20 protein-coding genes are annotated in these 17,303 nt (G+C 58.2%); 11 read left to right on the forward strand and 9 right to left on the reverse strand.

The features are described from left to right. Positions 1 to 147 precede the first annotated feature (147 nt). From dgcN to ACR0JI_RS14005, 3 genes are all read left to right on the forward strand, one after another. Positions 148 to 1,149, forward strand: coding sequence for an N-acetyltransferase DgcN (gene dgcN / locus ACR0JI_RS13995; protein WP_480473957.1), 1,002 nt, complete (start codon positions 148 to 150; stop codon positions 1,147 to 1,149). 74 nt (positions 1,150 to 1,223) lie between these two features. Beyond that, complete coding sequence (dgcA, locus tag ACR0JI_RS14000) at positions 1,224 to 2,189, forward strand: N-acetyl-D-Glu racemase DgcA (RefSeq protein WP_480494738.1); 966 nt, start codon at positions 1,224 to 1,226, stop codon at positions 2,187 to 2,189. Between the two features lie 10 nt (positions 2,190 to 2,199). Further along, positions 2,200 to 3,060 (forward strand): D-amino-acid transaminase, encoded by an 861-nt coding sequence (locus ACR0JI_RS14005; protein ID WP_480494735.1) that lies wholly within the window; start codon positions 2,200 to 2,202, stop codon positions 3,058 to 3,060. Between the two features lie 43 nt (positions 3,061 to 3,103). On the opposite strand, the gene ACR0JI_RS14010 is transcribed toward ACR0JI_RS14005, so the two are convergent. The 3 genes from ACR0JI_RS14010 to ACR0JI_RS14020 all read right to left on the reverse strand — a co-directional run bounded on the left by ACR0JI_RS14010 (position 3,104) and on the right by ACR0JI_RS14020 (position 4,570). Further along, on the reverse strand, positions 3,104 to 3,418 hold the full coding sequence (locus ACR0JI_RS14010; RefSeq protein ID WP_480473954.1) for a DUF1244 domain-containing protein: 315 nt from the start codon (positions 3,416 to 3,418) through the stop codon (positions 3,104 to 3,106). Positions 3,419 to 3,506: 88 nt separating this feature from the next. Beyond that, positions 3,507 to 3,746 (reverse strand): DUF6868 family protein, encoded by a 240-nt coding sequence (locus ACR0JI_RS14015; protein WP_480473953.1) that lies wholly within the window; start codon positions 3,744 to 3,746, stop codon positions 3,507 to 3,509. 86 nt (positions 3,747 to 3,832) lie between these two features. Beyond that, on the reverse strand, positions 3,833 to 4,570 hold the full coding sequence (locus ACR0JI_RS14020; protein ID WP_480473952.1) for an N-formylglutamate amidohydrolase: 738 nt from the start codon (positions 4,568 to 4,570) through the stop codon (positions 3,833 to 3,835). Between the two features lie 143 nt (positions 4,571 to 4,713). Between ACR0JI_RS14020 and pyk the strand changes: the two genes are divergently transcribed. Continuing rightward, entirely contained in the window at positions 4,714 to 6,159 is a 1,446-nt protein-coding gene (pyk, locus tag ACR0JI_RS14025; protein WP_480473951.1) for a pyruvate kinase, read from the forward strand. Between the two features lie 32 nt (positions 6,160 to 6,191). On the opposite strand, the gene ACR0JI_RS14030 is transcribed toward pyk, so the two are convergent. Further along, positions 6,192 to 6,698: a winged helix-turn-helix transcriptional regulator gene (locus ACR0JI_RS14030; RefSeq protein ID WP_480519514.1), complete on the reverse strand. Its 507-nt coding sequence runs from the start codon at positions 6,696 to 6,698 to the stop codon at positions 6,192 to 6,194. 136 nt (positions 6,699 to 6,834) lie between these two features. Here ACR0JI_RS14030 and ACR0JI_RS14035 point away from each other — a divergent pair, with 136 nt between their 5' ends. The 6 genes from ACR0JI_RS14035 (at position 6,835) to ACR0JI_RS14060 (ending at position 10,969) form a co-directional block, all read left to right on the forward strand. Further along, a complete protein-coding gene (locus ACR0JI_RS14035) occupies positions 6,835 to 7,272 on the forward strand; it encodes a universal stress protein (protein WP_480473950.1) in 438 nt (145 codons plus the stop codon). Between the two features lie 13 nt (positions 7,273 to 7,285). Further along, positions 7,286 to 8,836, forward strand: coding sequence for an alanine/glycine:cation symporter family protein (locus ACR0JI_RS14040; RefSeq protein WP_480473949.1), 1,551 nt, complete (start codon positions 7,286 to 7,288; stop codon positions 8,834 to 8,836). A gap of 183 nt (positions 8,837 to 9,019) precedes the next feature. Beyond that, positions 9,020 to 9,220 (forward strand): 50S ribosomal protein L35, encoded by a 201-nt coding sequence (gene rpmI / locus ACR0JI_RS14045; RefSeq protein WP_010443552.1) that lies wholly within the window; start codon positions 9,020 to 9,022, stop codon positions 9,218 to 9,220. Between the two features lie 15 nt (positions 9,221 to 9,235). Next, positions 9,236 to 9,601: a 50S ribosomal protein L20 gene (rplT, locus tag ACR0JI_RS14050; protein ID WP_039523695.1), complete on the forward strand. Its 366-nt coding sequence runs from the start codon at positions 9,236 to 9,238 to the stop codon at positions 9,599 to 9,601. 224 nt (positions 9,602 to 9,825) lie between these two features. Beyond that, positions 9,826 to 10,374, forward strand: coding sequence for a YeeE/YedE thiosulfate transporter family protein (locus ACR0JI_RS14055; protein WP_480494733.1), 549 nt, complete (start codon positions 9,826 to 9,828; stop codon positions 10,372 to 10,374). Between the two features lie 4 nt (positions 10,375 to 10,378). Continuing rightward, a complete protein-coding gene (locus ACR0JI_RS14060) occupies positions 10,379 to 10,969 on the forward strand; it encodes a YeeE/YedE thiosulfate transporter family protein (protein ID WP_480494731.1) in 591 nt (196 codons plus the stop codon). A 91-nt stretch (positions 10,970 to 11,060) separates the two neighbouring features. Here ACR0JI_RS14060 and ACR0JI_RS14065 read toward each other — a convergent pair whose 3' ends face one another. Further along, a complete protein-coding gene (locus ACR0JI_RS14065) occupies positions 11,061 to 12,452 on the reverse strand; it encodes an aminotransferase family protein (RefSeq protein WP_480494729.1) in 1,392 nt (463 codons plus the stop codon). A gap of 221 nt (positions 12,453 to 12,673) precedes the next feature. Here ACR0JI_RS14065 and ACR0JI_RS14070 point away from each other — a divergent pair, with 221 nt between their 5' ends. Then, the gene (locus ACR0JI_RS14070) at positions 12,674 to 14,302 is read left to right on the forward strand and encodes an acyl-CoA synthetase (RefSeq protein WP_480494727.1); all 1,629 of its coding nucleotides are present in this window, start codon (positions 12,674 to 12,676) and stop codon (positions 14,300 to 14,302) included. On the opposite strand, the gene ACR0JI_RS14075 is transcribed toward ACR0JI_RS14070, so the two are convergent. From ACR0JI_RS14075 to ACR0JI_RS14090, 4 genes are all read right to left on the reverse strand, one after another. Next, positions 14,299 to 14,634 carry a DOPA 4,5-dioxygenase family protein gene (locus ACR0JI_RS14075; RefSeq protein WP_480494725.1) on the reverse strand — a complete coding sequence of 112 codons (336 nt, stop codon included), beginning with the start codon at positions 14,632 to 14,634 and terminating at the stop codon, positions 14,299 to 14,301. The two genes, ACR0JI_RS14070 and ACR0JI_RS14075, sit on opposite strands and share 4 nt — an antisense overlap. An 86-nt stretch (positions 14,635 to 14,720) precedes the next feature. Beyond that, complete coding sequence (gene maiA / locus ACR0JI_RS14080) at positions 14,721 to 15,359, reverse strand: maleylacetoacetate isomerase (protein ID WP_480494723.1); 639 nt, start codon at positions 15,357 to 15,359, stop codon at positions 14,721 to 14,723. An 11-nt stretch (positions 15,360 to 15,370) separates the two neighbouring features. Further along, entirely contained in the window at positions 15,371 to 15,568 is a 198-nt protein-coding gene (locus ACR0JI_RS14085) for a DUF2783 domain-containing protein (protein ID WP_480494721.1), read from the reverse strand. A 5-nt stretch (positions 15,569 to 15,573) separates the two neighbouring features. Then, positions 15,574 to 17,184, reverse strand: coding sequence for an FAD-dependent oxidoreductase (locus ACR0JI_RS14090; RefSeq protein WP_480494719.1), 1,611 nt, complete (start codon positions 17,182 to 17,184; stop codon positions 15,574 to 15,576). Positions 17,185 to 17,303 lie beyond the last annotated feature (119 nt).

Here is a 17,303-nt window from a genome sequence, read left to right on the forward strand (position 1 = left end):
AATCACTTTAAAAACTTCGAAGATTTTTGCGCACATCGAGAACACTGCGCAAGAAACTCGCGCATAGGCCGTGGTTGACGGGCCAAAACGCGAAGCGCTCGTTTTACCGCTTCTCTAGCCTGCCCCGGAATCAAAGGAGTGACCGCAATGATCGAGACACCGTACCTGCTGTTCCTGGGCGATGCGCCCGACCAATTGGCGGCCAAAGTGGCTGTTGGGATCAAGGACTGGCGTCCGGAAAACGCCGTGGGCCAGTATCGAATGGACGGCTGCAAGGCCGATCTGGGCTTGGCTGACATGACCCTGACCGAAGCGAAGGAAGCCGGTGCCAAGACACTGGTGATCGGTGTGGCAAACCGCGGCGGTGTGATCAGCCAGGACTGGAAAAAGGTTCTGGTCATGGCGCTTGAGGAAGGGTTCGACCTGGCCTCGGGGTTGCATAACCTGCTGCGGGATGAGCCGGACCTGGTAGCGGTTGCCGAAGCAACAGGACGGAAACTGCACGACGTGCGGGTGCCTGAAATCAATTATCCGATTGCAAACGGGATCAAGCGCAAGGGCAAGCGGTGTCTGGCCGTCGGAACAGACTGTTCGGTTGGCAAGATGTACACCGCGCTGGCGATGGACGCCGAGATGCGTGAGCGCGGGATGAAATCGACCTTCCGCGCGACCGGCCAAACCGGCATCCTGATCACCGGTGACGGTGTGCCGCTGGATGCAGTCATTGCTGACTTCATGGCGGGTTCGGTCGAATGGCTGACACCGGACAATGACGATGATCACTGGGACCTGATCGAAGGGCAGGGGTCATTGTTCCACGTATCCTATTCCGGCGTGACCATGGCACTGATCCATGGCGGCCAGCCGGACGCCCTGATCCTGAGCCATGAACCGACCCGTGCGCATATGCGCGGCTTGCCAACCTATCAACTGCCAACATTGGAAGCCCTGCGCGACACCGCGCTGGCGCTGGCCAAGGTGGCAAACCCGGATTGTCAGGTTGTTGGCGTTTCGGTCAACACCCAGCACATGTCCGAGGCAGACGCGACCGCCTATCTGGCCAAGATCGAAGAGGATATGGGCTTGCCTGCGACCGACCCGTTCCGTTTTGGTTCGGGCAAGCTGGTGGACGCGCTGGCCGCAATATGATCTGAACAACGCGCCGGTGGCGGACTGTTCCGCCTCCGGCGTGAGTATTTGGGAAAAGATGAAGGAGCGGGTGCGTGCAGATTGAGGTTTCTCGCGATGTGTTCCGGCTGGCGCAGGTCTTCACCATCTCGCGCGGGTCGCGGACCGAAGCAAAGGTGCTGACGGTTCGGGTTTCGGACGGAAGCCATCACGGCTGGGGCGAATGCGTTCCTTACGCGCGTTATGACGAAACGCTCGAGTCTGTTGAGGCTGAGATTGCCGGTCTGCCCGCGGATGTCACCCGCCAGACGCTGACGGATCTGCTGCCTGCAGGCGCCGCGCGGAACGCCGTGGATTGTGCCCTGTGGGATCTGGAGTGCAAACGTGTTGGCAAGCGCGCCTGGGACCTGGCGGGTCTGCCCAAGCCCGGCCCCGAGATCACCGCTTATACATTGTCGCTGGACACCCCCGAGGCAATGCAGGCGCAGGCCGCCGGGAACGCGCATCGCCCGCTTCTGAAGATCAAGCTGGGCACGCCCGATGATATGCCCCGGCTTGAGGCGGTGCGCGCCGGTGCTCCGAATTCCAAGATCATTGTGGATGCAAACGAAGGCTGGTCGGCCGAGGTTTACGCCGACCTCGCCCCGCATCTGGTGCGGCTGGGCGTGGCATTGGTGGAACAGCCTTTGCCCGCAGGAGATGACGATGCATTGATCGGGATGAAGCGCCCGGTGCCAGTCTGCGCTGACGAATCCTGCCATGACCGTGCCAGCCTGCCCAAGTTGAAGGGTAAATATGATGTCATCAACATCAAGCTCGACAAGACCGGGGGCCTGACCGAGGCGCTGGAGTTGCGCAAGGCAGCGATTGCCGAAGGTTATGACATTATGGTGGGATGCATGGTCGGCAGCTCGCTTGCCATGGCACCTGCGACATTGCTGGCACAGGGTGCGATGGTAACGGACCTTGACGGTCCGCTTCTGTTGGCCGAAGACCGCGACACCCCGCTGGATTTTGACGACGCCGGAGTGCACCCGCCTGCGGCCGCACTTTGGGGTTGAGGAGACGAATATGACCCGTACCGTTTACGTAAATGGCGAATACCTGCCGGAGACCGAGGCCAAGGTTTCCATATTTGACCGTGGCTTCCTGTTTGCGGACGCGGTTTACGAAGTCACCAGTGTGCTGGACGGCAAGCTGATCGACTTCAAAGGTCACTCTGTCCGTCTGAAGCGCTCGCTGGACGAGCTGGAGATGGCGGAGCCCTGCACCAAGGACGAACTGCTGGAGATCCACCGCAAGCTGATTGAGCTGAACGGCATCGAGGAAGGTCTGGTCTATTTGCAGGTCTCGCGCGGCAGCGATGGCGACCGGGATTTCGTGTTTCCGTCGGCAGATACCAAGCCCAGCCTCGTTTTGTTCACGCAGAACAAGCCCGGGCTGGCTGACAGCCCGGCGGCCAGGAAAGGCGCCAAGATCATCTCGATCGAAGACATCCGTTGGGGCCGGCGCGACATCAAAACGGTGCAATTGCTCTACCCGTCGATGGGCAAGATGATGGCCAAGAAGGCAGGTTGCGACGACGCATGGCTGGTCGAGGACGGCTTTGTGACCGAGGGCACCAGCAACAACGCCTATTTCGTCAAAAACGGCAAGATTGTCACTCGCCCGCTATCCAACGACATTCTGCACGGCATCACCCGAAAGGCCGTGTTGCGCATGGCGGCTGAGGCGCAGATGGAAATCGAAGAACGTCTGTTCACCATCGACGAAGCCAAAGAGGCTGATGAAGCATTCACCACCTCGGCCAGCGCCTTTGTGATGCCTGTGGTTGAAATCGACGGAGTTGCGCTGGGTGACGGTACGCCGGGACCGATTGCAAAACGCCTGCGCGAGATTTATCTGGACGAAAGCCGCAAGGCGGCGATCTAAAGAAAAAGGCCCGCCAATCTGGCGGGCCTTTTTCGCATTGGACCTAGCCCTTTTTTGTTACATTCTCTTCAAACGCGATCTTGAAGGCGGCCTGTTTTTCAGCGCTGGCCTCGGTTTGATAATTGGCTTTCCATTCATCCATGGTCATGCCGTAGAAAAGTTCTCGGGCCTCGTCCTTGCCCATCTCGATCCCCTTTTCATTGGCCGCTTCCTGATACCAGCGCGACAGGCAGTTGCGGCAGAACCCGGCCAGATTCATCATGTCGATGTTCTGCACATCGGTGCGGTCTTCCATCAGGTGCTTTTTCAGCCGACGAAAGGCGGCAGCCTGAAGTTCGATTTCGGTTTGCTTGTCCATCTTGTGGCTCCGGAAGGCAGTGTGTGTTTCTTCTGACGTAACAATCCTGCCGTGTCGTTACAACAACGGTGCTTGTGGTCAGTGCTACCTACATCAGTTTCAAGGCCAGCCAGGGCACGATGCAAAAGATCAGTGTCAGGATCTTGTAGTTGGCAAGAAATCTGAAATAGGCTCGTTTCACGTCGGCGCGATCCATCTGAAACATCCTGCCGTGAATGCCAGCGATCCAGTCCTGCAAAAGCAGAATCATGACGGTGGTGAACAGCAATACCGCGATATTAAGCGCGGCCATCCAACCAAAAAACGTTGTCAGAAACTCCTGTGTCATGACGATCCCCTTTCCCGCATTATATGGGGATCAGGGGCATTGCTCACAATGGCGTGAGGGGCGGAATGCCCCAGCAAACCTTGCGGTCAAAGGTCGCTGGCGTCCAGCGCATCTTGCAGGATTACCGCCAGCCGCTCGGCCCAATGCCGTTGACCGGCATGGTCGGCAATCAGATCATTGCGCAGCTCGATCAATGCATTGGGGCGGCTAAAAGCGGTGCAGTGCTTGTCAATCGCGTCACCTGGCAAAACGCCGGTATAGGGTTCATTGACACCAACGCACAGGTCATCTTCCTGTTGCAGCCGGTTGATCAAAGGGCGCGAAAACCGCTCGTCTGGGGTGTGCAATACGCCAATGTGCCACGGACGCGGATCACGTCCGCGCAACTGGCGCGTGAAGGAATGCATCGACACAATTACCGCATGTGGCAGTGCCGCCATCTCGGCCAACGCTGTGTGGTAGGGGCGATAACACATGTCCAGGCGGCGTTCGCGCTCGGCGGCATCGGCATGGCGGTTGCCGAGGATGATCGACCCGTCATACAGTTTCATCAACAGCGTGGGGTCATCTTCCCCTCGGTTCGGGTCGATTACGAGGCGCGAGAAGTTGGCGGCAATCACCGGTGCGTTCAGAATCTCGCCCAGATGTTTTGATACCTCATACGCTCCGACATCATAGGCGATATGGCGCTCCATATCCTCGCGTGGCAGGCCAAGGTCTCCGTCGTTGACCTCGGGGGGGACGGTGTTGGTTGCGTGGTCGCATGTGATCAGCCACCGGGACGGGCGATCCGCGCCGTGAACGAAAAACGGGGTGTAAGTCATAAGCCTGTCATCTAGTTTGTCGCAGGTGTAGGGCAGTTGCTTTAAAAAGGGAATTGCGCAATAAGCGCCATAGCAGTGTTTGCGGTAACATTTTGCAAAAGCTGATCTGCGTGATCTGAACCGGCATGAGGAGGTCAAGACCAATGCGACGCCTGAGGAATGTAAAAATCGTGGCGACGCTGGGACCGGCGTCCAGCGACTATGACACCATTCGTGCCCTGCACGAGGCCGGGGCGGATGTGTTCCGTCTGAACATGAGCCACGGCAGCCATGATGAGATACGTGAACGCCACAGGATCATTCGGCGGGTTGAAAAGGATCTGGACAGCCCAATTGCCATTCTGGCCGATCTTCAGGGCCCCAAGCTGCGGGTTGGTGTTTTTGCAAATGATACGGAGGAGCTGGAAGAGGGCGCGGCGTTCCGTCTGGACCTTGATCCAGCCCCCGGCGACACCACCCGCGTGTGCCTGCCGCACCCCGAGATATTCGCGGCCCTTGAACCGGGCGCGCGCCTTCTGGTCAATGACGGCAAGATCCGTCTGATCGTTCAGGATTGCGGTCAGGACTTTGCCAATTGCACGGTCGAAGTCGGCGGTACGATCTCGAATCGCAAGGGCGTGAACGTCCCGGATGTGGTGCTGCCGCTGGCGGCCTTGTCGGCGAAGGACCGTGATGATCTGGAGTTTGTGTGCCAACTGGGTGTCGATTGGCTGGCGTTGAGCTTTGTTCAGCGTGCGAAAGATGTGTTCGAGGCCCGCGCGCTGGCTGATGGACGCGCCGCGATCCTGTCGAAGATCGAAAAGCCCGCCGCGGTCGAGGCGTTCGACGACATCCTCGATGCCTCGGACGGGATCATGGTGGCGCGGGGCGATCTGGGCGTGGAACTGCCGGTATCCGCGGTGCCGCCCATTCAGAAGAGGCTGGTCCGCAAGTGCCGTAGTGCCGCCAAGCCGGTCATTGTCGCCACCCAGATGCTGGAAAGCATGATCGAAAGCCCGATGCCCACCCGTGCCGAAGTGTCGGATGTGGCCACCGCGATCTATGAGGGCACGGACGCCATTATGCTCAGCGCGGAATCGGCGGCAGGTGCTTATCCGGTTGAGGCTGTGCAGACCATGAATGAGGTCGCCATCGAGGTCGAGGCCGACCCGACCTATTCCCAGATCATCGCCGCGTCCCGCACGGCAAAAGGAAGCACTGTGGCCGATGCCATCGTCGCGGCCGCCCGAGAGATTGCTGAAAAGACCGATATCAAAGCCATCTGCTGCTTTACGCAAAGCGGAACGACCGCCTCATTGACAGCCCGCGAACGTCCCGGTGTTCCGATCATCGCGATGACATCGTTGATGGGGACCGCGCGCAGGCTTTGCCTGAGCTGGGGGTGCAATTGCGTTATGACGCCCGAACTTCAGCGGTTCAAAAGTGCCGTGGTCAACGCGGCCCGCGCGGCGCGGGCAGGGGGGTTTGCAACCGAAACCGACCAGATCGTGGTTACGGCCGGTGTCCCCTTCAACGTACCGGGCACGACTAACATTCTGCGCGTGGCCCCTTGTGATGAACGGCTGATCTACAGCACGGATCCGGAATAACCGCACCCCGACACTCGGGCCCGAGTGTCGTGTCAGCCAACCGGCTCTTTTACAATCTCCATAACTGTAAAAGAGCTGGTCTGATGTATCCCCGGCAGCTTGTTGATCTTCTCGCCCAGAACCAGCCGGAAATGCGCAATATCGCGCGTTCGAACGGTCAGAAGATAATCAAACGAGCCCGCCACCATCAGGCAGCTTTCGATTTCCGACACATTCCGAACAGCCTCATTGAATTTCACAAGGGATTGTTCCGCAGTTGCGACCAGGGATACCTGCACCACGGTTAGCAGCGCCAGCCCCATCCTTTCCTTGTCGACGACGGCTCTGTACCCTTTTATATAGCCATTCTTCTCAAGTCGTTTTACACGCTCGGAACAGGGCGTATTGGTCAGGTTCACGCGCGCCGCCAACTCAACTATCGAGAGCCTGCCATTGGCCTCCAGCTCGTACAGGATGCGTTGATCGATATTGTCTAAATCTCTGCTAATCAGTAATATTCCCTGTATTTTTGGCGCAATTCGATAAATTACACTGAAAATGGCCCAAAAAAATCTCCAATTCCTAGTGAAATTTCCTAATACTTACCAAAGGGTGGTCTTGTTGAAAAGTTCCAAGTTCCGGCCGCCCTGCCGGGGGCGTGGGCCCCGGCCTTAACAACAAAAACGGAGGAACGAAATGACAACAAAGATTGTCATAGGACTCGACGGGACTGAAACCGGCGAGCGTGCGATTGCCTTTGCCAAGGATTTGGCAAAGCTGATCGGAACGTGCGATTTGCTGGTCGCTTATGTGATCGAATGGTCACCTTACACATTCCAGACACCTGAAGAAAACGCCCAGCGCCACAAGCGCCGCGAAGAAGAGGTTGATCTGGCGTTGTCGCGTGTCGTGACACCTGCCGTAGAGGCCCTCAGGGCAGCGGGTTTCGAGGCGCAGGGCATTGTGCGCCATGGCGATGTGGCGGAAACGCTGAACGCCATCACTGTCGAAAACGGAGGCTCGCAAATCGTCGTGGGCCGGGCATCTGCGGACGGGATCAAGAAACGCCTGTTCGGCAGTTCGACGCAATATCTGGTGATGCATGCCGACGTTCCGGTTACGGTCGTGAACTGAGGGGAGGGCTAAAATGAGAACGCTAAAAACACTTGGCGCCGTAACGGCCGCCACCATTGCCGCCAGCCCTGCCCTTGCGCAAGAGGCGCCGGGACTGGACGAAAAAATCAATCAGGCCTTTGCAAACCTGACCGGACCGTTTGTCAGCTTCATCTTTGCACCGCTGCCCGGAACCAGCTTTCCGTGGATCGTTATGTGGCTGGTCATCGCTGCATCGGTTTTCACGCTGTATTTCGCGCTTGTGCAGTTGCGGTTCTTTGGTCACGCGATCAGCCTTGTCAAAGGTGACTATTCCGATCCCAACGACGCGGGCGAGGTCAGCCACTTTCAGGCATTGGCCACAGCGCTGTCCGGCACTGTGGGCCTGGGGAACATCGCGGGCGTGGCCGTTGCCATTGGCATCGGTGGGCCAGGCGCAACCTTCTGGATGATCCTTGCGGGTCTTCTGGGCATGGCATCGAAGTTCACCGAATGTACGCTGGGCGTGAAATACCGCAATGAATACGAAGACGGCACCGTTTCAGGTGGCCCGATGTATTACATGTCCAAGGGCTTTGACGAGTTGGGCCTGCCCGGTGGTAAGATCCTGGCGGTGCTGTTCTCGATCTTCTGTATTCTGGGCGCGTTGGGCGGCGGGAACATGTTCCAGGCTAACCAGGCGCATCAGCAGATCGCCGGTATCGTTGGCGACTATCCGGGCTGGATTACCGGTATTGTTTTTGCCGCGGTCGTGTTCATGGTCATTGTTGGCGGTCTGAAATCCATCGCTCGGGTGACTGAAAAGGTCGTGCCGTTCATGGGTGTGCTGTATGTCGCCACCGCACTGGTCATCATTGCGATGAATGCGGACATGATCGGCTGGGCCTTTGGTCAGATCTTTGCCGGTGCCTTCACGGGGCTGGGCGTAGCAGGGGGCATGGTCGGCGCGCTGATCCAGGGCTTCAAGCGCGCGGCATTCTCGAACGAGGCGGGCGTTGGCTCGGCGGCGATTGCGCACTCGGCGGTTCGGACCAAGGAACCGATCACCGAGGGTTTTGTATCGCTGCTTGAACCGTTCATCGATACCGTCGTGATCTGTACCATGACGGCACTGGTGATCATCATCACGCAACAGCTGATCATCGACCCTGAAACCGGCAACTACATGCTGAACGAGGCGGGTTCCGCCATCGCAACAGTGGGTGGCAATTCCGGCGTCAGCCTGACCTCTGCCGCCTTTGCCAGCGCGTTCAGCTGGTTCCCGTACATCCTTGCGATCGCGGTGATCCTGTTTGCCTTCTCGACAATGATCAGCTGGTCCTACTATGGCCTGAAGGCCTGGACCTACCTGTTCGGAGAAGGTCACACAAAAGAGCTGATCTTCAAGATCATCTTCTGCGTCTTCGTGGTGATCGGCGCTGCAGCCAACCTCGGTCCGGTTATCGACTTCTCGGATGCGGCGATCTTTGCGATGGCGGTTGTGAACGTCTTTGCCCTCTACTTCCTGATGAAAGTGGTGCGGCAGGAACTGGCGTCCTACTCCGCAAGGCTGAAGAGCGGTGAAATCCGCAAATTCGAACACTAAGTCCAATTACCGGGGCGGCCTGTGTCGCCCCGGTGCCTGACCAGCCTGCAAAAAGCATAGATTCTGGTCCAAACCCCCTTGCCAGTATGACCGAACTTGCGTAAACGGCGCTTCTGATCGCGTGACCGGCCGAGATGGCATGCCGAGTCGCGTCTGAAACCGAACCCGGAAAAGGAGACGGAAATGCCTAAGATGAAGACCAAATCAAGCGCCAAGAAGCGCTTCAAGGTGACTGCGACCGGTAAGGTCCTTGCTGGCCAGGCCGGCAAACGGCACGGCATGATCAAGCGGACCAAGAAATTCATCCGCGATGCCCGTGGCAACACCACCCTGTCCGCCCCCGACGCAAAGATCGTCAAGGGCTACATGCCCTACGACCGCTAAGAGGAGATGTAAGAGATGTCCCGCGTTAAAGGTGGAACCGTAACTCACGCCCGTCACAAGAAGATCATCAAGGCCGCAAAAGGCTATTATGGTCGTCGCAAGAGCAACTTCAAAGTCGCAACTCAGGCCGTCGACAAGGCCAACCAGTACGCGACCCGTGACCGCAAGAACCGCAAGCGCAACTTCCGCGCGCTGTGGATCCAGCGGATCAACGCTGCTGTGCGCAGCCATGACGAGGCTCTGACATATTCCCGCTTCATCAACGGTCTCAACCTGGCCGGTATCGAAGTGGACCGCAAAGTTCTGGCCGACCTGGCCGTGCACGAACCGGAAGCGTTCGGCGCGATCGTCGCCAAAGCTCAGGCTGCTCTGGCTGCCTGAACCTCTGAAAAGAGACAGTGAAAGAAAGGCCGTCCCCTTGGGGCGGTCTTTTTTGTTGCAACACGCGGCGCATTCCAAGCGCCTCTTGGATCAGGGCATCCATCCCTTCTGCGTTGGGATGACGCCAACCAGTTTCAGGCATGACCGGTTTGATCTAGATCATGTAACATTCCTCGGATCACATTATATATGATTTTATGAATATAAGTGACAAGGGTGAAATCATGACACTAAACTGGAAAGTTGGAGGTGTTCTGCTAGGGCTCGTGTTCTTCGGGGCAGTTCTTCTGGTGAAGCCGATCGGTGTTTCGACCCAATTCGTCATCCTTGACGGAATTATCGCGGACACCGTCAATTCAGAATTCGTAACACAGACGGATGACGGTTACAGTTCAACCAACGCATACATGGCGAAATCCAATGGCAAATACGCCAAATACGTATCCAATCCGTTGAACTACAGCTTTGTCTTCGTTTTGGCTATGGCCGCGGGCGCGTACTTGTCGGTCAAGGCGCGAGGTGGTCTGGAACGCGGCGAGGGCAAGCTGCCCATGATCTGGCGCGAAAACTATGGCGATACGCCCTTGGCCCGAAACCTGGTCGCGCTATTGGGCGGCTTTGTCGTCCTCTATGGCGCCAGGTTGGCAGGTGGGTGCACATCCGGTCACATGATGTCCGGTATGATGCAGACTGCCCTGTCAGGCTACATCTTTGCAGCCGGGGCATTTGCAGCGGCAATTCCTACGGCAATGCTGATCTACCGGAAAGGATAAGGCGATGGAAATCATTCTTGCGATCATCATTGGCGCCGCTTTCGGAGCCGTACTTGACCGGATTGGCGCAGCGAATCCAAATTGGATTGTGGGCATGCTGACACTGCGTCGACTCCAGCTGATGAAAACGATCCTCCTGGCAATCGGAACCGGTTCGATCCTCATGTTCGGCGGGCAGATGCTGGGGTTTGTGGATGTCGGCCATATGTCGGTGAAATCGGCCTATGTTGGTGTCTTCATTGGCGGATTGTTACTGGGTGCGGGCTGGGCTGCATCGGGCTACTGTCCGGGAACAGGGGTCTGCGCCGCTGCGTCCGGTCGCCGTGACGCCTTGTTCTTCATCGTCGGCGGTTTGTTAGGCGCTGCGGCCTATATGGCGACATATCCGGCCTGGAAGGCCACGGGCCTGCTCGATGAAATTGCTGGCGGCAAAGTCACCTTGGGTACAGTTCCGGGATCCACTTACGAAGGTGTTTTGTCACTGTCCGGCGATATCCTCGGTATCGCACTGGGTGCCGTCTTTGTTCTGGTTGCATTCGTTCTTCCGGACAGCCTGATCGCAACTGGCGAAAAGGTTGGTGTTGCGGCCGAATAATCACGGCTGAGCGTACACATTCACGACCGGCATCCCGACAAAAAAACCGGCGCAACACGCGCCGGTTTCTTTTTAGCCAATATCGGTGATCTTACCCGAACACACGCCCCAGCGCGCCGTCAACCGCGTCGGTGATCTGGTCGATGTCGTCGGCCGTAGCGATCAGCGCAGGCGAGAAGCACAGCGTGTTGTTGCGACCGGGGATCGAGCGGTTGGTGACGCCGATGATCACGCCCTGCGCCATACAGTCGGCGGTAACGGCCTGCGCCAGTTTCTCGTCCACCGGCTCTTTGGTGCCACGATCCACAACCAGTTCGGCCCCCAGGAACAGGCCCTTGCCGCGCACATCGCCGATGACCTTGTGCTTGTCCATCAGCGCCAGAAGGTTGTTCGTCATACGCGCGCCCATGTCCGTGCAGTTCTGCAACAGGTTTTCATCCTGAATGATGCGCATGTTCTCGATGGCCGCTGCCGGACCAGCGGTGCACCCACCAAAGGTCGAGATATCGCGGAAATAGTTCATCGGGTCCGCGGCATCGTCTTTGAACAAGTCAAAGACTTCCTCGGTGGTGACCATGCAGGCAATCGCGGCATAACCCGATGCAACGCCCTTGGCCATGGTCACGAAATCGGGCTTGATACCGTATTGCTGGTACCCGAACCATGTGCCGGTGCGGCCCACGCCACAGACAACCTCGTCGATATGCAGCAGCACATCGTATTTCTTGCAGATCTCCTGCACGCGCTGCCAGTATCCTTCAGGCGCTTCGATCACACCGCCGCCCGCTGTCACCGGCTCAAGGCACAGGGCGCCAACGGTGTCGGGGCCTTCACGCAGGATGACGGCTTCAATCTGATCTGCGGCCCATTCGCCGAAATTCTCTTCGGGTGCGCCGTCCAGCTCGTGCTTGCGATATTCCATGCAATGCCGCACGCGGACGAAATCAGGTGCGAAGGGGCCGTATTGCGCTGTGCGCTCGTCCTGACCGCCTGCCGACATGGTCGCCAGCGTCGAGCCGTGATAGTCCCGGTCGCGGTACAGGATCTTGGTTTTCTTGCCGCCGTATTTTTTGTGCGCGATCTGGCGCACCATCTTGAACGCCTTCTCGTTCGCTTCGGAACCTGAATTGGTGTAATAGACGCGGCTCATGCCCGGCATCTTGTCGATCAGTTGCTCGGCAAACAGCGCACCCGGGATCGAACCGGCCGAATTGGCGAAATAGCACAGCTTCATCAGCTGGTCGTAAACCGCCTTGCAGATCGATTCGCGGCCATAGCCGACATTGACGGTCCAGACGCCGCCGGAAACGGCATCCAGATGCTCTTTGCCTTTCTGGTCCCAGACACGCATGCCCTTGCCCTCGACAATGATGCGTGGGTCATTGGTTTCAAAGGGTTTATGCTGGATCAGATGGTGCCAGATATGGGCGCGGTCAGCCTCGACTACGCGGGAAAGATCGTTTTCGTTGAACGTGCCGTCCATGACATGTCCTTTCAGTGAGGAAGCGGTGCGCGGGATATGGGAATACCACATCCCAGCATGTGTTTAAGATGCTTCAGATCACCGCGAAAGCCCTGCTGTAGATAGGGCCAGATCGTATCATCCCGTATTGCCAGTCGATTTTGCCGCCGTATTTCTACGGGTTTGTCAGAACGCGAACTTTGTGCTCAATTCGCCCAAACTGCGTTTCGGGAGGACAGCGGATGGCAGCGACACATATCTACGAGCGTCATTTGGACAAATGCCGGGCGAATTACACACCCCTGTCGCCCCTTACGTTCATTGAACGGACGGCGCAGGTCTACCCGGATTACCCATCCGTGGTCTATGGGGATCGCCGGTATACCTGGGCCGAAACCTATGCCCGCTGCCGGCGTCTGGCCAGCGCACTGACTGCGCGCGGTATTGGACGGGGTGACACCGTGTCGATTATCGCGGCCAACATCCCGGAAATGTACGAGGCGCATTTTGGCGTGCCCATGACGGGCGCTGTTCTGAACGCAATCAACACGCGGCTGGATGCGCCGATTGTCGCATTCATCCTGAACCATGCCGAAGCCAAGGCGCTGCTAGTTGACCCCGAGTTTTCGGATGTGGTGAAAGATGCGCTGCAACAGGTCGATCATGACATTCTGGTCATCGATATCGAAGACCCCACCTTCGACGGCGGTGAAAAGCTGGGCCGCCTGACCTATGATGCCCTGCTGGCCGAAGGCGACCCCGCGTTTGACTGGTCACTGCCAGCGGACGAATGGGACGCGATCACATTGAATTATACCTCGGGCACCACGGGCAACCCCAAGGGCGTGGTTTACCACCATCGCGGCGCGACCCTGAACGCACAGTCGGATTTGCTGGACTGGGATATGCCCAGGCATTCGGTCTATTTGTGGACCCTGCCGATGTTCCACTGCAACGGCTGGTGCTTCCCGTGGGCCATGGCAGCCAATGCAGGTGTTTCCGTTTGCTTGCGCGCGGTGCGGGCCGAACCGATCTATGCTGCTTTCCGGGACGAGAAAGTGACCCATTTCTGCGGTGCGCCGATCGTTCTGAACATGCTGGCCCACGCTCCGGATGAGTTGAAGGACTTTGACCACCAGATCAAGGTGATGACGGCAGGTGCCCCGCCGCCTGCGGCCGTGATCGAAGCGATGGAGGCGATGGGTGTCGAGGTCACGCATGTCTATGGCCTGACCGAAACCTATGGGCCTTCGGTTGTCTGCGCATGGAAAGACGAATGGAACAGCAAAGGGCCTGAAGACCGCGCGGCCCTCAAGGTGCGGCAAGGGGTGCGCTATACAGCGTTGTCCGGACTGATGGTGGCCGACCCGGAAACGCTGGAACCGGTTCCGGCTGATGGCGAAACCATGGGTGAGATATTCATGCAGGGCAACGTGGTGATGAAAGGATACCTCAAGAATCCCGACGCTACCGATAAGGCCTTTCACGGTGGCTGGTTCGCGTCCGGTGATCTGGGTGTCATGCACCCCGATGGCTATATCGCGCTCAAGGACCGTTCAAAGGACATCATCATCTCGGGCGGCGAAAATATCTCATCTGTCGAGGTCGAAGGCATCCTCTACAAGCATCCGGCGGTGATGGAGGCCGCCGTGGTGGCCCGTCCCGATGAGAAATGGGGCGAAACGCCCTGCGCCTTTGTCGAGTTGAAACCCGGCGCAGCCGCAACCGAGGCAGAGCTTATCGCCTTCTGTCGCGACCACATGGCCCACTTCAAGGCACCCAAAACGGTGGTGTTCGGCACCCTGCCCAAGACATCAACCGGCAAGGTGCAGAAATTTGTTCTGCGGGATCAGGCACGGGCGCTGGGTTAAAGATTGTCGAAGATCGACAGGTCCAACGCCAGCATCTCACCCATCCAGAGCGCGCGGTCGCGGTGATCCTCCAGATGTTCACCGGTTTCAGGATGCGTGAAGACCGTCAGGCCCTGCCGGTTCAGCATCAGCCATGGGATGACTTGGTCGAATGCGCTTGCAGCAAAGCCCAGCTGGCAGCTCCAGCGCGAATGGGGGCCGACGTTTCGGGCGTGCATCCGGCCCATTTGAACAGGGAACAGGCGGGCCGCCTCTTCACAGACCTGTCGCGCGGTGTCCTGCGTGTCGGCGTCGAAATAGACATGGGCGTGATAGCCGGTGATCTCGGGCATAGGAACCTCGTCTGCTTTGTTGGCTCAAAGCTAAGGCCTAAAAGGAAAAAAACCTAGCTGCACATGCAAACAGGGTCTGTGCAGGTTTAGTGCGGCGCATGTGCGTCGGGATGCGCCGCGACAAAGGCGGGGTGATCGGCGCAGGCCTCTTCAACCCGCAACAGGCGGGGCATATCCGACAGATCAACCTGCCACCGGCGTGCGTTATAAATCTGCGGGATCAGGCAGAGGTCGGCGAGACCGGGCTTTGACCCAACACAATAGGGGGTCTGTTCGAAATCCCCCAACATGGTTTCGAACGCCTGCAACCCGGGTTTGATGAAATGCCGCATCCAGTCGCCGGGCATGTCGGGGGCGTTATGGCTCAGGGTGGTGGCATAGCGCGCAACGGAAAGGTTGCAGACTGGGTGGATGTCGACGGCGATCGCATAAGCCAGCGCCTGAACACGCGCGCGTTCCGCCGGATCATCAGGCAGAAGGTTCAGCTTCCGGGTCCGGTCCAGATAGTCGAGGATGGCCAGCGATTGCGTCAACCGCAGCCCGTCAATATCCAGAACCGGCACAAAGCCCTGCGGGTTTCGAGCGATATGTTCATCACTCTTTTGTGCGCCGCCGACCAGATCGACAACAACCGGGCGATACGCGATCCCGGCCAGATTCAGGGCGATCCGCACCCGGTAACTGGCCGAGGATCGCCAATAGTCATAAAGAACGACCTCGCTCACGCCCGGGCCTGTCAACTGTCAGTCAAAGCGGCAGCGCGAAGGGCGTCCGTCAGCACCGTACTGTCACCGATGTGATTGGCCAGCACCAGTACCAGCCGCGCATTCAGCGCGTCGCTGTCGGCTTTTTCCAGGCCCTCATGTGCGGCCAGAAGTTCGGCATAGAAGTCATCGGCGTCTTTGATGTTCGGGGTTAGGATCAGGTCTGACATAGGGCTTACTCCTTACCGCAGGCTCTGCGGATCGCGTGCCGGAAGGTGTTTTCTTCGTAACTGTCACGCCGGGCGGCCACATGCTGGTCCGGGCGGATCAGGTAGACTGCGCTGGTCGCGTCGCCCAGATAGCGGCGTTTCAGGGCCAGCGTCATATCATCCTTGATCGACAGCGCCAGTCGCGTGACCTCGATCCCATCTTCTTCCAGGGTATCAGGGGCGTCTGCATCGATGGTCAGAAGCGTGAACTTGCCTGCAAGCTTGGGCAGCAGAAACTCGTCACCAAGCGGAGCGTCGGGACAGGCCGAACCCGGTCGCGTTCCGGCGGGGCCGTTCAGCGCGTCCGCAGAATTCAGCGAAGTTCCATCATAGGTGCAGGGCTGGCTCAGGCGGCCAGAATTCACCAGCGGGCGGGCGAAGTCATAATGCTCGCTCAGGTCCAGTACCGCATCGCGCAGGATCCGCGACATCTCGGATTTCGGGGTGATGAAATCGGTCGACCGGCTGGAATTCAGGATGTTCTCATCGGCCCCGTACACGCGTTCGGCGTTGTAGCTGTCCAGCAGAGTTTCAGGTGCTTTCCCATCCAGAACCAGCTTCAGTTTCCAACACAGGTTGTCGGTGTCCTGAAGGCCGGAATTGGCCCCGCGCGCGCCAAAGGGGCTGACCTGATGCGCGCTGTCGCCCGCAAACAGGACACGGCCCTTGCGGAAGCTTTCCATGCGACGGCACTGGAACGTATAGATCGAGACCCATTCCAGCTCAAACTCGACATCATCCCCAAGCATTGCCTTGAGGCGGGGGATCACGTTCTCGGGGCGCTTTTCGCGTTCCTTGTCGATATCCCAACCCAGCTGCAAGTCGATGCGCCATACATTGTCGGGCTGTTTATGCAACAATGCGGATTGCCCCCGATTGAACGGCGGATCGAACCAGAACCAGCGTTCAGACGGAAAATCCGCATCCATGATCACGTCTGCAATCAGGAAGTTGTCTTCGAAAATCCGTCCTTCGAAATCAATGCCCAACATCCGCCGGGCGGGGGAGGTCGCGCCATCACAGGCAATCAGCCAATCGGCTTCGATTGTGTAAGGTCCTTCGGGCGTCCCGACCTCCAGCCGCACGTGATCGTCATGCGTGCCAATCGCCTCGACCTTGTTGCGCCCGCGTATCTCAATCGGTGCGCCTTCTGCCTGCAACTCGCGGACCCGTTCAACGAAATAGTTCTCAAAATGGTATTGCTGAAGGTTGATGAAGGCAGGGTTGGCATAACCTTGTTCCGGTTGCAGGTTGAAGTCATAGACCTGTCGGTCATCGAAGAACACCTTGCCCCGATCCCACAGGACGCCCTTGTCGACCAGTCGGCGTCCGCATCCCAGCCGGTCGGCAATTTCCAGCGTGCGTTGCGAGAAACAGATGGCGCGGCTGCCGAAACTGACCTTGTCATTCTCGTCCAGAACCACGACGTCGACCCCTTGCTGCGCCAGATCAATCGCGGCGGCCAGACCAACCGGACCCGCGCCGATCACGATAACCTTGTGCCGAACCGGCGTCGGGCTGTCCTGATCGGGGCTGCGTTCATAGCCGTAAAGCGGAGTTTCAAAGATCTTGTTCATGGGCTTCCCCCCAAGCAGATGCGCCAAAGTGCTGCATGTCCTGTGCCCCGGCAGCACGTGCCGAAACCTTTGGCATATGGTTTCACTGAATCCCGCCGCCTAAAACGATCTGGATCAAA

The sequence above is a fragment of the Ruegeria sp. N10 genome, from assembly GCF_056531545.1.